The 13724-nt window shown below is 68.3% G+C and carries 5 protein-coding genes; all 5 read right to left on the bottom strand.

Annotated elements, in window-relative coordinates; translation table 11 throughout:
- Positions 1-237: 237 nt before the first annotated feature.
- A complete protein-coding gene (locus O5I81_RS08075; protein ID WP_271068435.1) occupies positions 238-1188 on the bottom strand; it encodes a 2-hydroxyacid dehydrogenase in 951 nt (316 codons plus the stop codon).
- A gap of 46 nt (positions 1189-1234) precedes the next feature.
- Positions 1235-6211, bottom strand: coding sequence for a M10 family metallopeptidase C-terminal domain-containing protein (locus tag O5I81_RS08070; RefSeq protein ID WP_271068434.1), 4977 nt, complete (start codon positions 6209-6211; stop codon positions 1235-1237).
- Between the two features lie 230 nt (positions 6212-6441).
- Positions 6442-6999: a type 1 glutamine amidotransferase domain-containing protein gene (locus tag O5I81_RS08065; protein ID WP_271068433.1), complete on the bottom strand. Its 558-nt coding sequence runs from the start codon at positions 6997-6999 to the stop codon at positions 6442-6444.
- Between the two features lie 64 nt (positions 7000-7063).
- Entirely contained in the window at positions 7064-10108 is a 3045-nt protein-coding gene (locus tag O5I81_RS08060; protein WP_271068432.1) for a M10 family metallopeptidase C-terminal domain-containing protein, read from the bottom strand.
- A gap of 289 nt (positions 10109-10397) precedes the next feature.
- Positions 10398-13679, bottom strand: coding sequence for a hypothetical protein (locus O5I81_RS08055; protein ID WP_271068431.1), 3282 nt, complete (start codon positions 13677-13679; stop codon positions 10398-10400).
- Positions 13680-13724 lie beyond the last annotated feature (45 nt).

The following is a 13724-nucleotide window of genomic DNA, read 5'->3' as shown; positions in this document are numbered from 1 at the left end:
ACGTGTGCCAGCCGCTTCCGGTCCAGGTTCTTACAACCGCGTCCCCGCGGCAGAGGCGGACACTTTTCGATTTCGCTTGCGCAAAAGTGATATCACTTTGATAGTGCCCGAACAGCCAACCAGACAGGGGATGCAGACCATGCTCGGACTAATGATCAAGAACCGGAACCACCGCCTCGCGGCGGCCGTCCTCTTCGCCGCCCTGCTGGCCGGCGGCCTCGGCGTCCTGCTGCTGGGCTAGGCGGAGACCGGCGTCGCCAGCGGCTCGCCGTTGAAGAAGCGGCGCAGGTTCTCGACGGTCATCGCCACCATCTGCGGGATGCTCTCCAGGGTGCCGCCGGCCGTGTGCGGGGTCAGCACCGTGTGTGGCACGTCGGCCCAGCGGGCCGGCGGCGTCGGCTCCTCGGCGAAGACGTCGAGGCCGGCCATGCCGAGACGGCCGTCCTTGAGGGCGGCGATCAGGGCCTCCTCGTCGATCACCCCGCCGCGCGAGATGTTGACGATACAGCCGCGCGGCCCGACCGCCTCGATGACCTCGGCGGTGATCAGGCCGGTCGCATCACCGCGGGTGCAGACCATCAGGGCGTCACTGTCGCGGGCCAGTTGCAGCAGGCTGGGCGATCGGGTCCAGCGGCTGTCCTTGGGATTGGGCCCCCACCAGAGGATGGGCATGCCGAACGCCTCCAGCCGTTTGGCCACCGCCTCGCCGATATGGCCCAGGCCGACGATGCCGGCCGTCTTGCCACGCAGGGAATGGCGCGGCCGCATGCGATCAGCGTGAGTCCATTTGCCGGCCCGCAGCCTAGCGTCGCCCTCGACCAGGCCGCGCCAGACGGCGATGAGCAGGCCCACGGCATGGTCGGCCACGTCGTCGGCGTTGAGACCGGCCGAGTTGGTGACGGAGATGCCGCGAGCCTTGCACCAGGGCACATCGACTCCGTCATAGCCGACGCTGACACAGGCGATCAGGCCCAGGCGCGGCATCTCCGACAGGAAGCCCTCATCGAGCTTGAACTCACCAGCGTGAACGATGGCGCGGATCGTCTGCCCCGCGCCGGCCAGGAAGGCCAGCCGGCCCCTGTGCTCCCACAGGCGGTGGACCCGGTAGCCGGCGGCGGTCAGCACCGGCTCCAACGGACCGATCATTTCATGGGACAGCAGGATGTCGTGGGGCGCGGTCTGGGTCATGCCCGGACCATCCTCCCCACGCCAAACGCCGTCAACGGCAGGCGAACTAAAGCGCGTAGTTCGTGCCAACCGCCCCCAGGGTCTTGATCACCATGTCGGCCACGCCGTCGCCGTTGACGTCGAAGCTGAGCGTGGAGATGTTGCTGACCGTCGAGACCGTCATCTGTCCAGCCGCACCCGAGAAGGCGCCGACCAGGGTGAAGGCCTGGTCGCCGGCCACGCCGGTGTTGGCGTCGACCAGGCTGACATCGACCATATCCCCGTCCGCGGCGTTGAAGTCGCGGATGAAATCGATGGCCGTCGAGGTGCTGTCGGCGATCTGGAAGTAGACGAAGCTGTCGGCTCCGGTTCCGCCATAGATCGTGTCGGCCCCGAGACCGCCGTAGAGGACGTCGTTGCCGTCCTCGCCGAACAGCTTGTCAGCGCCGTCGCCGCCGCCGACCCAGTCATCGCCGGCGCGTCCGTAGAGGGTGTCGTTGCCGGCCAGACCCTGGACGGCGTCCGAACCGGTTCCGCCGACCTTGGTGTCGTTGCCGGAGGTGCCGGTGACGGCCGTGTAGCCGACCGGCGGCGTCGGCTCACTGCCCGGGGGCGGCGGAGGCGGCGGCGGCGGCGGGGGAGGCGGCGGTGGTGGCGGCGGAGGCGGCGGCGGCAGGCCAAGGAAGCTGGAGTCGGTCACCGTCGCGGCGCTGACGCCGGTCAGGCGGAAGCTGATGCCCGTGCCCGAGCCGACGGTGATGACCGTGTCGGCCCCGTCCTGGGCCTTCGCGTAGGTCCCGAAACCAGTGATGTCGAGCTTGTCGCTGCCGACGACGAAGTCGCTGACGGTGTCGGCGCCGCCGCCGGTGACAGCGACGAACTTGTCGGCGCCGGCCCCGCCGGTCAGCAGGTCCGAGCCCGCGCCGCCGGTGATGACGTCGTCGCCATCGCCGCCTTCCAGCCAGTCATCGGCGTCGAGGCCGTTGAGGATGTCGGCGCCGCCGAGGGCCTGGATGTGGTCGCGCGCGGCCGTGCCGTTCAACGTCTGCGCCGTACCATCGCCGGTGATGTCGTTGAAGGTCGGCGGCGGCGGCGGGGGTGGCGGCGGTGGCGGAGGAGGAGGCGGCGGTGAGCCTGAGGTGATGAAGTTGGCGCTGCTCAGGCTCCCGGCCGAAATACCGGTCAGGGTGACGGTGCTGCCGTCGGAGAAGCTGACCTTGGCGCCGGCCGCCATCTGGGTGATGCCGGTCCAGGCCCCGAAGGCGGTGATATCGATCAGGTCAACGCCCAGCTCGAAATCGGCGATGGTGTTGGTCGTGCCATCCCCGGCTCCGATGACGAAGATGTCGGCGCCCGCGCCCCCGGTCAAGGTGTCCTGGCCCGCGCCGCCGACAAGGATGTCATCCCCGTCGCCGCCATTGAGCTTGTCGTTGCCGAGGCCGCCTTCGAGCAGGTCCGACCCGCCCAGACCGTTCAGCGTATCGTTGCCTTCCAGACCCTGGATGTTCTCGTTGGTCCCGTCGCCGTTGATGGTGTTGGCCCCGGCCGTGCCGGTCAGGGTGCGGTCATAAACCCCGCCCGGAGGCGGAGGCGGAGGCGGCGGCGGCGGCGGCGGAGGCGGAGGAGGCGGCGGAGGCGGCGGCAGGCCAAGGAAACTGGCGTCGGTGACGGTCGTGGCGGTAACGCCGGTCAGGCGGAACGTTCCGCCGCCGGTAACCGTGATCACCGTGTCGGCACCGTCCTGCGCCTTGCTGTAGGCGCCAAAGCCGGCGACATCGATCTTGTCGCTGCCGACCGTGAAGTCGCTGATGGTGTCGGCGCCGCCGGTGGCCGTGGCCACGAAGGTGTCGGCTCCGGCCCCGCCTGTCAGCAGATCCGCGCCGGTTCCGCCGTTGATGACGTCGTCGCCGTCGCCGCCTTCGATCCAGTCGTCGGCGTCGAGACCATTGAGGGTGTCGATGCCGCCAAGGCCCTGGATATGGTCACGGCCAGCCGTGCCGTTCAGCGTCTGGGCCGTGCCGTCGCCGATGATATCGTTGAACGTCGGCGGAGGCGGTGGGGGCGGCGGAGGCGGAGGCGGCGGTGAGGCGCCGGTGATGAAGTTGGCCGAGGTCAACTGGTTGGCGGAGACGTTGGTCAACAGCACATAGCCGCCGTCCGAGAACATCACCCGCACGCCCGGCGCGGTCTGCACCAGGGAGGTGTAGCCGCCGTAGGCGCTGACATCCAGGAAGTCCTGGCTGACGAGGAAGTCGGTGATCGTCGCGGTCTGGTCGCCCGGCGCGAAGACAAAGATGTCCCGGCCGCTGCTGCCGGTCATCGTGTCGGCGCCCGCGCCGCCGACGAGGACATCGTCGCCGTTGCCGCCGTTCAGCTTGTCGCCGCCGGCGCCGCCTTCCAGGCGGTCATGGCCGTCTTCGCCGTTGAGGGTATCGTTGCCGTCGAGCCCCTGGATGAAGTCGTTGCGGTTGTCGCCGGTCAGGGTGTTGGCGCCGACCGTGCCGGTCAGGGTGCGGTCGTAGTAGCTCAGCGGCGGGACCGTCGCCGGCGGCGGCGGCGGGGGCGGCGGCAGCCCGAGGAAGTCGGTGTTGCTCAGGGTCGAGGCCTGGATGTTCAGGAGCCTGACGCTGACCCCGGCCGCGATCTGGACCACGGTGTCGGCGCCGACCTGGGTGATCGACTGGTAGGACCCGAAGTCATAGATGGCCAGCTTGTCGCCCCCGACCTGGAAGTCGGTGATGATGTCGTCGCCGCTGCCCACCTGGAACGAGAATTGATCGGCGCCCGCGCCGCCGGTCATGGTGTCGCTTCCGGCCCCGCCCAGCAGGTAGTCGACGCCATCGCCGCCCGACAGGTTGTCGTCGCCGTCATCGCCGTTGATGCCGTCATCGCCGGCCCCGCCCGACACCGTGTCGGCGCCGTCCTGGCCGCTGATCGAGTCGGCGCCGTCGCCGCCGTTCAGTTGGTCGGCGCCGGTCCCGCCCTGCAGGCTATCGTTGCCCAGACCGCCGTTCAGGATGTCGTCGCCACCTTCGCCGTACAGCGTATCGATGCCGTTCGTGCCGGTGATGGTGTTGGCCAGTTCGTTGCCGGTCAACGACTGGGCGGAGCCCAGGCCGACCAGGTTTTCGACGTTGGCGGCAAGCGTGTAGTCGCCGTTGGATGTCCGGACCGTGTCGGTCCCCTCGCCCGCCAGTTCGACGATCGTGTCCTGCAGGCCGACCAGATAGATGTCGTCGCCGATCCCGCCGGTCAGGACATCGACGCCGCTTACGCCGCCGTCGAGGGTGTCGTTGCCGTCGTTGCCTTCCAGGGTGTCGTCGCCGGCCAGGCCGTTGATGATGTCGTCGCCGCCGAGGCCGTGGATGGTGTCATTGCCGCTCGAGCCGTTGATCGTCTCACCGGCCGCGGTGCCCTCGATCAGGGACAGGCCGACGAAGTTGGCCGAAGTGACATTGCCGGCCAGGACGTTGAGCAGGCGGATGCTGACCCCGCCCGAGAACGAGACCAGGGTGTCGGCGCCGGACTGGGCAATGCTGAGATAGCTGCCGAAGGCGGAGACGTTCAGCTTGTCCTGGGCGGTCGAGAAGTCGGTCACCGTGTCAGCGCCGCCGCCGGCCAGGACGAAGAAGATGTCGGCCCCACCGTTGCCGGTGAAGCTGTTGGCCGACGAATTGCCATAGAGGATGTCCGCGCCGGCCCCGCCGATGGCGTTCTCGATCACCGCGCCCTTGGCGATGGCGACGTTGCCGATCATGTTCTGGCCGTTGGCCGTTCCGACGCTCGAGAAGTTGCCCTGGCGCAGGTCGATGACCTGATCGTTCGAATAGCCCGAGAAGTCGAAGGTATCGACACCGCCGGCGTCCCAGACGGCGAAGACCAGACGCGTCGAGGCGCTGGTGGCGATGAACCAGGCCCTGTCGGCGTTGGAGTTGAAGCCATAGACGGTGTCACCCGTCCGCGTGGTCATGTTGACGCCGTAGCTGCGCTGGGCGGCCGCGATGTCGTCGAGCATGATGGTGCCGGGATAGGACGGGCCGAAGTAGGCGCCGGTGTTATCCTCGGTGAAGTAGCTCATCACCGTGTACTGGTGGCTGTCCTCATAATATTCGGCGTCCGGCCCATAATCGATCTCGCCGTCTTCACCGGCGTTGTAGTTGCCTGGGTGCGAAAAGCCGATGGCGTGGCCGATCTCGTGCACCAGCGTCAGCATTCCGTAATTGCCGATCGTTGGGTTCAGATTATAGGCGCCGGGCGGATTGGGTCCTTCCGTCCGGACGTTGGTCCAGACATCGCCACCGCTAGCGGACAGGCTGGGCAGATAGGCAAAGGCGGCGGCCCCTGCGGCCCCCCCCGTATAGCTGCCGAACAGCATGGTGGTGCCAGCGTCGATGGTGGCGTCGAACACAAACTGGATCTTGGAAACGTCCGACCAGGATTGCAGCGCCAGGATGGTGGCGTTGATCTGCATCTGGTTGAAGGCGACGAAGCCGGTCGTATCATCCGGCATGTTGGATGGCGCCGTGGTGCGGAAACCGTAGTGCACAATCGTCGGCGCACCACCCCAGTACTGGTCCCAGTTGTTCACGGTGTCGTCTACACCGTTGATTACATTGAATTCGTTCCAGGTCGCGTAGGTTCGGTTCAGATGATACGCCGCCTCCTCGATCGTCTTGGAAACCTTGTCGTTCGGCCCGGTGCCGCCGCGGTCGGCGGCGTTGAGGTAGCCGTTCGGATCGCCGGCCGTGTCGCCGCCGCCGCCGTTGGGAATCGACACCCCCTTGTCGTCCCGGGCGGCCCCGGTGCAGGCCGGGCAGGCGCAGTGCAGTTGCGGGCCGTCGGCGGTTGTACCGCCCAGGCCCAGCGACCCCAGGGCGTCGATATGCCCGACGCCGGCGTAGCTGACGCCTTCGGTCAGCCAGGCGCGGGTCAGCAGGGCGGTGTCGCCGCGCTGGTCCGCGATCGCCGCGTCGTCGCCGAAGTCGGCTGAGCCGGTAAGCAGGTCGGTCTCGCCGAGACCGTCAAAGCCGATACGGTATGCCATTCAACCCTCATCCGCCCCGGCGTCTTCGCCGGCATGGCCCCCGGCGCCGGCCATCCAGTCTGGATCGCGGCGGCGCGGAGGCAAGTTGAGCCAGGCGGACTCAAGCGAGCCCGCTTCCCTGACCAACGGTATAGCGGTTGTTGAATGAAGCGGCCATGAAAACCCACACTTGATGGGCGAGCCGCGCCGCCAGGTCGCGGAGCGTCGGCAGACTGGCCGCGGCGCCAGCGTCAGCCGCGATGCGGTCCCTCCGCGAATTCCTCGATCATCCTGGCGCAGAAGGCCGGCAGGTCATCGGGGTTGCGCGATGTGACCAGGCCGCGATCAACCACGACCTCCTCATCGACCCATTCGGCGCCGGCGTTCTCGAGGTCGGCCTGCAGCGACGGCCAGCTGGTCATCCTGCGGCCCTCGACCGCCTTGGCGTTGATCAGCGTCCAGGGGCCATGGCAGATCGCCGCGATCGGCTTGCCCGCCGTAGCGAAGCCGCGGATGAATTCGATGGCCTGGGGCTCGAGCCGCAGGGCGTCTGGATTGATCACGCCGCCCGGCAGGACCAGGCCATCGAAGTCGTCGGCTTTCGCCCCGGCCAGCACCTGGTCGACGGCCACCTCGCGGCCTTTGTCGTGATGTTCCCAGCCCTGGATGGCGCCGTCCTTGGGCGAGACGATCACCACCTTGGCGCCGGCCTGACGCAGGGCCTCGACGGGCTTTTCCAGCTCCGATTGCTCGAAGCCGTCCGTAGCGAGGACGGCGATGATCTTGCCGTTGAGTTTGTCCTGAGACACTTGGGTTCTCCCTGCGATGAGCAGGAAGAACCCGTTGCGTTCCGGTCCGTTCCGGCCAGCTTGTTCAGAGAATCCAGCCCGTGCTCACGTTGCCGTTCAACTCGATGACCATGTCGGCCACCGCGTCACCGTTGGTGTCGAACGACAGGGTGGTCAGGTTGGCGACCGAGTCATAGGCCCGCACCGCCTGGGCGGCGTGGCCGTCGAAGGCGGCGACGAAGGCGAAGGCCTGATCCCCCGCAACGTCCGTGTCGGCGTCGACGCCCTTGACGCTCAGCCTGTCGCCCTGGGAGGCGTTGAAGTCGAGGATCCGGTCCGCCGCCCCGGCCACCGACTCCGCGGTCAGGGTGTAGTTGAAGCTGTCCTTGCCGAGGCCGCCGGTGAGGGTGTCCTTGCCAAGGCCGCCGATCAGCACATCGTCGCCGGCGTCGCCGAACAGGGCGTCATTGCCGTTGCCGCCGAGCAGCTGGTCGAGCTCGTCGCCGCCGTAGAGGCTGTCGTCGCCGTCGAGGCCGTACAGCTTGTCCTTGCCGCCATCGCCCTGCAGCTCGTCGTTGCCGCCGTTGCCCTTGAGGATGTCATCGCCGGTCAGGCCGAGGATGACGTCGGGGCCGGCGCCGCCGTTCAGCGTGTCATTGCCCGCCGTGCCGGTAATGCCGCTGACGCCGCCGCTGGTCAGGGCGAAGCCGAGGTTCTCGACCGTCAGCTGGCCGGGCGCGACGCCTTTCAGGGTGGCGACGGTGACCCAGCTGTTGCCCCCGCCGTTCAGGTCGACCTGGACAATGGAGCCGGTGGCGCTGGCGGTGACCCGCACATGGCCGGTGCTGGTCGGGTTGGCGGCGCCATCCCAGTTAGTGAACTGCGCGGTCATGAAGCTGGAAAGGTCCAGCCGGTCGCCGCCCGGCCCGGCCGTGAAGTCCTGCACCGCCACCACCGCGCCGGCGGCGAAGTCGCCCTCGATGCGAATGGTGTCGATGCCGAGGCCGCCGGTGATGGTGGCCGAACCATGGGCCTCGAAGCGATCGAGGCCGTCGCCGCCGCGCGCCTGGGTCATGCCGGACAGGGCCGCCAGGACGAAGCGGTCGTCGCCCGCGCCGCCGTCGAGCACGAAGCTGCCCGTGCCGCCGGCCGCGCGAATGATGGTCAGCACGTCATTGCCGTTCTGGCCGTACATCTGATCGGCCGTGCCGCCGTCGTCGGTGAGCTGATCGTCGCCATCGCCGCCGATCAGGTTGTCGTTGCCGGCCCCGCCGTCGATGATGTCATCGCCCGCGCCGCCTTCCAGCCGGTCATTGCCGCCGAAGCCGCCGAGTACGTCGGCGCCCGCGTTGCCCTTGAGGGTGTTGTTGGCCTCGTTGCCGTGCAGCAGGTCGTTGCCGGCGCCGGTGGTGGCGTTCTCGATGACCACGCCATTGGCGATGGTGTAGCCGCCGAAGATGCCGGTGGCGTAGGAAACCCAGCCGCCGCCGCCTTCCTCGTACTGCAGGGTGGCGGCGCGCAGATCGATGCTGGCGTCGCGGGCCCCGCTGTAGCGGATTTCGTCCGTGCCGCCGCCGTCCCAGATGGTCGAGAAGAAGGTGCCGGGAGCGTTGACGTCCTTCATCACATAGATGTTGGCGCCGGCATTGTAGTCCTCGTTGACGCCGTACTTGTCCTGGATGACGGCGATGTCGAGGGCGCCGAGTGTGCCCATCCAGCCGAACGGATCGGCGTTCTGGGCCAGGATGTCGCCGCTGCTGGGCATGCCGTAGGGCGAGCTCTGCCAGCCGTCATTGTAGGACATGATGGTGAAGACCTGTTGGCTCAGGCCAAAGTCGCCCAACTGGCCGCCAATGGCGCCCTCGACCGGATCGTCGCTCGGCTCAGCGCCACGCATCACCGTCGAATGGCCGCCGTTGTCGTGCGGGTGGGCCATGCCGTGCCCGTGGCCGAACTCGTGCAGCAGGGTCGAGAAGTAGAAGCCGCCCTGGCTGACGCCTTCCTGGGTCCAGCGGGCGTCGCCGGCGTTGAACTCGGCCTGGCCTTCGTTGGGCTCGTTGGGCGGGCTCATGCGACCCAGCAGGCTGGCGCCGGGCCCGGGCGTGCCGAGGTAGGTGATGAACTTCAGATCGGCGGCGGCGCGGTTATCGACCTCGATGTAGATGATGTCGGCGACATGCTCGTACTGGTCCAGCGCCTTGCGGAAGGCCGCCTTTTCCCAGTCCTGCATGTTCTGCGCCTGGACCATGGTCGCCAAGCCGCCGGGTTCCTCATCGACGAACACATCGCCCTGCTTGGCGAAGTAGTAGGTCAGGACGTTCTTGCCGGTGATGCCGAACTCGTTGTTGGTCACCGGCGTCGAGCCGTCCGGCGCCCTGTCGTTCGGCCGCGAGCCATTGTCGCCGTCCGGATTGCGCGAGCTGCGGTCGAAGACGCTGCCCCAGTCGATCGAACTCAGCGGGCTGTCGGGCGAATAGAAGGGCACATAGGCGTTGGGATCGCCACCCTCGACGGTCTCTACGAAGATCTCATAGTCGCCGACGCCGTCGCCGGTCGTGCCATTGGTGGGGTCCTGGTCGAAGGACATGGCGTTCACGTAGTAGGTCCCGGTCGCCGTCGCCGTGTAGGTCAGGATGGCGTCCAGGCCCTGCGGGGTGTTTGGCCCGCCGCCGTCGGCGCTCATGATGAAAGCGCCGGTGGAGTCGTAGAGCTCGATATAGGCGTCGGCCAGCGGCACGAGGTTGGGGCCCAGCAGCTTCTGGAACATCGAGATGTCGTAGGTCTGGCCGGCCACCAGATCGACTTTGAACCAGTCCTGATCCCCGACGGTGTCGATGGTGGCGACCACATGGTCTCCATCGACGGTCAGGGTGGCGGTGGTGCTGCTGTCGCCGGGGTGGACGTCGATGCCGATGAGGGTCGGCTGGGTTGGCAGCACCGGCTTGTAGTCGCCGACGCCGTCGAAGACGAAGGCCGTGTAGCCCTTGCTGATCACGGGACGCGCCGAGACGGGGCCAGCGGCGCTGGTGACCAGACTGGTGGTGGTCATCAGGTCGGCGAAGCTGTGCGAGATGCGCGGGATGCTGTCGTCGGCGTCCATACGGATCGCCGCCTGGGTGCGGTAAGCCATTTCGATCTTCCCTCCAACGGGCGAAACGGCCTCACGCCGCGCCCGTCCTGTCTAGGTCAACGAGCGGGGCAGCCGGGTTCTTCCGGCCGGGGTTCAATTACTTCTGGAGTCGGGGAAACAGACAGGAAGAGGGCGCGCGCGGCCGTGACGGAAACCCATCCCCCGATGCCGCGATTGATGACCACGCGTTGACCCTCCAGCCGATCGCGGGGGTTAACGTCGTTTCAAATGAAACCGTTCCGCCGGTCGCTGAACATCGGCATACGGACGGTTCAACAGCCGCCAGGCGTCAGAACAGCCAGTCGTCCTTGGGCGGCTCGGCCGGGACCGGCGGCGCCAGGCCGATGAAGTCGGCGTCCGACAGGTTGGCCATGTTGAAGTTCTTCAGGATGACGTATCCGCCGTCCGAGAAGAACACCTTGGCCCCCGACTCCAGCTGGGCGATCCTGGTGTAGCCGCCGTAGGCCGTGACATCGATCCGGTCGACTCCGTCCTCGAAGTCTTCGATGAAGTTGGCGCCGTCGCCGGGCGCGAAGACGTAGCGGTCGATGCCCGCGTCGCCTTCCAGGGTGTCCTGCCCGGCGCCGCCGATCAGCACGTCGTCCCCTGCCCCGCCATACAGCCGGTCGCCGCCGATGCCCCCTTCGAGCACATCGTTACCGCCTTCGCCGTAGAGGAAATCGTTGCCGCCCAGACCCTGGATGGTGTCGAAGCGGTCATCGCCGTGGAGGGTGTTGGTGAACTCCGTGCCGGTGAGGGTCCGCTCCGATCCCGCCGGCGGCAGGGCCAGGCCGACGAAGCTGGCATTGGTGATCGTGCTGGCCGTGATCCCGACCAGCCGCAGTTTCACGCCCGTCGCGGTGTCGAGGGTGATGACGGTGTCGAGCCCGTCCTGAACGATCGAGGCGTAGTGGCTGAAGGCGCTGATATCGATCAGGTCGGTCCCGACCTCGAAGTCGGCGATGACATCGAACCCGCCATCGGCCTCGGCGAAGAAGGTGTCGGCTCCGGCGCCGCCGATCAGGTAGTCGACGCCGGTCCCGCCGTGCAGGGCGTCCGCCCCGGCGCGACCGACGAGGAGGTCATCGAGCGCGCCGCCGAACAGGATGTCGGCCCCGTCGCCGCCGTCCAGCAGATCCCGCGCCGCGCCGCCATTGAGGGTCTGATCCGTCCCGTCGCCGGTGGTGATCTCGTAGGGATCCGGCTGGGTCCCGGCCAGGCCGTGGTAGTTGAGATCGCCCAGGGTCGAGAGGTTCAGGCCGGTGAGCCGCAGGGTGACGCCCGGCGCCAGGATGACGACGGTGTCGGTCCCGTCGCGCCAGGAGCCGATGATCGTGCCGCCGAAGTCGGCCACCGAGATGCGGTCGTCGCTGACCGAGAAGTCGGACACCCGGTCCTCGCCGCTGCCGTCGGCGTTGACGAACAGGTCCTGGCCAGCCCCGCCGACCAGGACATCGATGCCGGCGCCGCCATAGAGCACGTCATTGCCATTGCCGCCTTCCAGCAGGTCGTCGCCCGCCTCGCCGGTCAGGCTGTCGTTACCGTCCAGACCGAGGATCTGGTCCGCGGCAGCCGTGCCGGAGAGGATGTCGCGCGCCGCCGTGCCGGTGAAGACATTGTAGCCCGGCGGCGGTGGAGGCGGCGGAGGCGGAGGCGGGCTGATGCCGGTGATGAAGTCGGCGGCGCTCAGCTGTGAAACGTTGATCCCGGTCAGGGTGACGTAGCCGCCGTCGGCGAAGATGACCTTGGCCCCGGAGGCCAGTTGCACGATCGAGCTGTAGGCGCCGCCGTAGCCGCTGATGTCGATCAGGTCCGTGCCGTCCTCGAAGTCGGCGATGGTGTTGGCGCCGTCGCCGGTCGCCAGCACGAAGGTGTCGATGCCGGTCCCGCCGGTCAGGGTGTCCTGCCCTGCCCCGCCGACCAGCACGTCGTCGCCGTCGCCGCCGAACAGCTTGTCATTGTTGTCGCCGCCCTCGAGACGGTCGGAACCGCCCAGGCCGTTGAGCGTGTCATTGCCGGCCAGGCCCTGGATCAGTTCGTTGCGCCCGTCGCCGGTCAGGGTGTTGGCCCCGACCGTGCCGGTCAGTGTCCGGTCAAAGGCCGGTGGAGGCGGTGGGGGCGGTGGGGGTGGGGGTGGCGGCGGAGGGGGCGGGGGTGGTGGAGGCGGCGGTGGTGGGCTGGGCTCGGTCGGCGCGGGCGGCAGGACGGGGGCAGACGGCGCCGGGGCCGGAGGCCGCCGGGCCAGGAAGTCGTCGGGCGTCAGGTTTTCGGCCAGGACGCCGGTCAGGGTGACGGAGCCGGCGCCGAAGGTGATCTTCGCGCCGCTGGCCAGCTGGGTGAGGGTGTAGGCGCCGCCGACCTCGCGCAGATCGAGCTTGTCGATACCCAGTTGGAAGTCGGTGATGGTGTTGGTCGCGCCCTCGCCCGGGGTGAAGACGAAATAGTCGGCCCCGGCGCCGCCCGTCAGGGTGTCCTGCCCGGCGCCGCCGATCAGCACGTCATCGCCGTCGCCGCCGTTCAGCCTGTCGTTGCCCACCCCGCCCTCGAGCCGGTCGGAACCGGCCAGGCCATTCAGGGTGTCATTGCCGTCGAGCCCCTGGATCACCTCGTTGCGACCGTCGCCCGACAGGGTATTGGCGCCGACCGTGCCCGTCAGGGTGCGCTCGTAGCTGGACGGGATGGCGGGCGTCGGCGGGCCGTAGGTCGGCGTGTAGCCGTCGAGGTTGGCCGGAACCAGGCTGGTCGCCGTGACGCCCTCGAAGCGAACGAGGTCGTTCCAGATCAAGTTGCTGGGGAGGCGGACCTGCAGCACGGCGTCGGCGCCATCCTGGATCAGGCGCGCCCGGCCCTGCTGGAACGGGTCGCCGGCGCCGACGATGCCTTCGTACCAGTCCGCGAACTGCAACTGATCGCCTCCGACCCCGGCCGCGAAGTCACAGATCACCACGACCTGGAGGGGCGTGTAGGTGTCGTTCTGGAATTCCCTGAACTCGAAGATGTCCTGCCCGGCGCCGAGGGTGGCGAAGATGCGGGCCTGGCCCTGATAGACGATGTGGTCGGCGCCCTCGCCGCCATCGACGGTCGCCCACTGGCCCGACTGGATGGTGATCAGATCGTCGCCCGCTCCGCCCAGCAGGGTGGCGATCGTGGTGTCGCTGCCGTCGGCGACGGTTTCCAGCCGGTCGTTGCCGTCACCGCCGTCCAGCAGGGCGAAATGCTCGGGATTGGCCCCGTTGTTGTCGCTGACGCTGATCCAGTCGGCTCCACCGCCGCCGATCATCCGGTCGTTGCCGCCGGTGGCGTCGATGATGCGGTCGTCGCCCTCGCCGCCGTCGAGATAGTCGTCGCCGGTCCCGCCGGTCAGATGGTCGTCGCCGGCGTCGCCCCAGAAAGCGTCGGCCGCGCCATCGGTGGCGGTATCGACCAGAACGTCGTCGCCGCCGCCGCCGACCAGCAGGTCGGCCCCGTCCACGCCATTGAGGTGGTCGTCGCCGTCGAGGCCGAAGATCGTGTCGGCGCCCACGCGACCCGTCAGGGTATCCGCCGCCTCGGTTCCCACCGTCTCAGCCATGAGCCAACTCCCCCAACGGGCACGCCCCCCGACGTGCCGATCCCG

The sequence above is a fragment of the Caulobacter sp. NIBR1757 genome (genome assembly GCF_027912495.1).
In the GTDB taxonomy this organism is placed as follows: Bacteria; Pseudomonadota; Alphaproteobacteria; order Caulobacterales; family Caulobacteraceae; genus Caulobacter.
Note: the sequence above shows the minus strand (reverse complement) of the source record. Positions and strands in the feature narration are given on the sequence as shown.

Coding starts and splice junctions, on each gene's coding strand:
- O5I81_RS08075 (WP_271068435.1), bottom strand. CDS start 1,188: ATGACCCAGACCGCGCCCCACGACATCCTGCTGTCCCATGAAATGATC.
- O5I81_RS08070 (WP_271068434.1), bottom strand. CDS start 6,211: ATGGCATACCGTATCGGCTTTGACGGTCTCGGCGAGACCGACCTGCTT.
- O5I81_RS08060 (WP_271068432.1), bottom strand. CDS start 10,108: ATGGCTTACCGCACCCAGGCGGCGATCCGTATGGACGCCGACGACAGC.
- O5I81_RS08055 (WP_271068431.1), bottom strand. CDS start 13,679: ATGGCTGAGACGGTGGGAACCGAGGCGGCGGATACCCTGACGGGTCGC.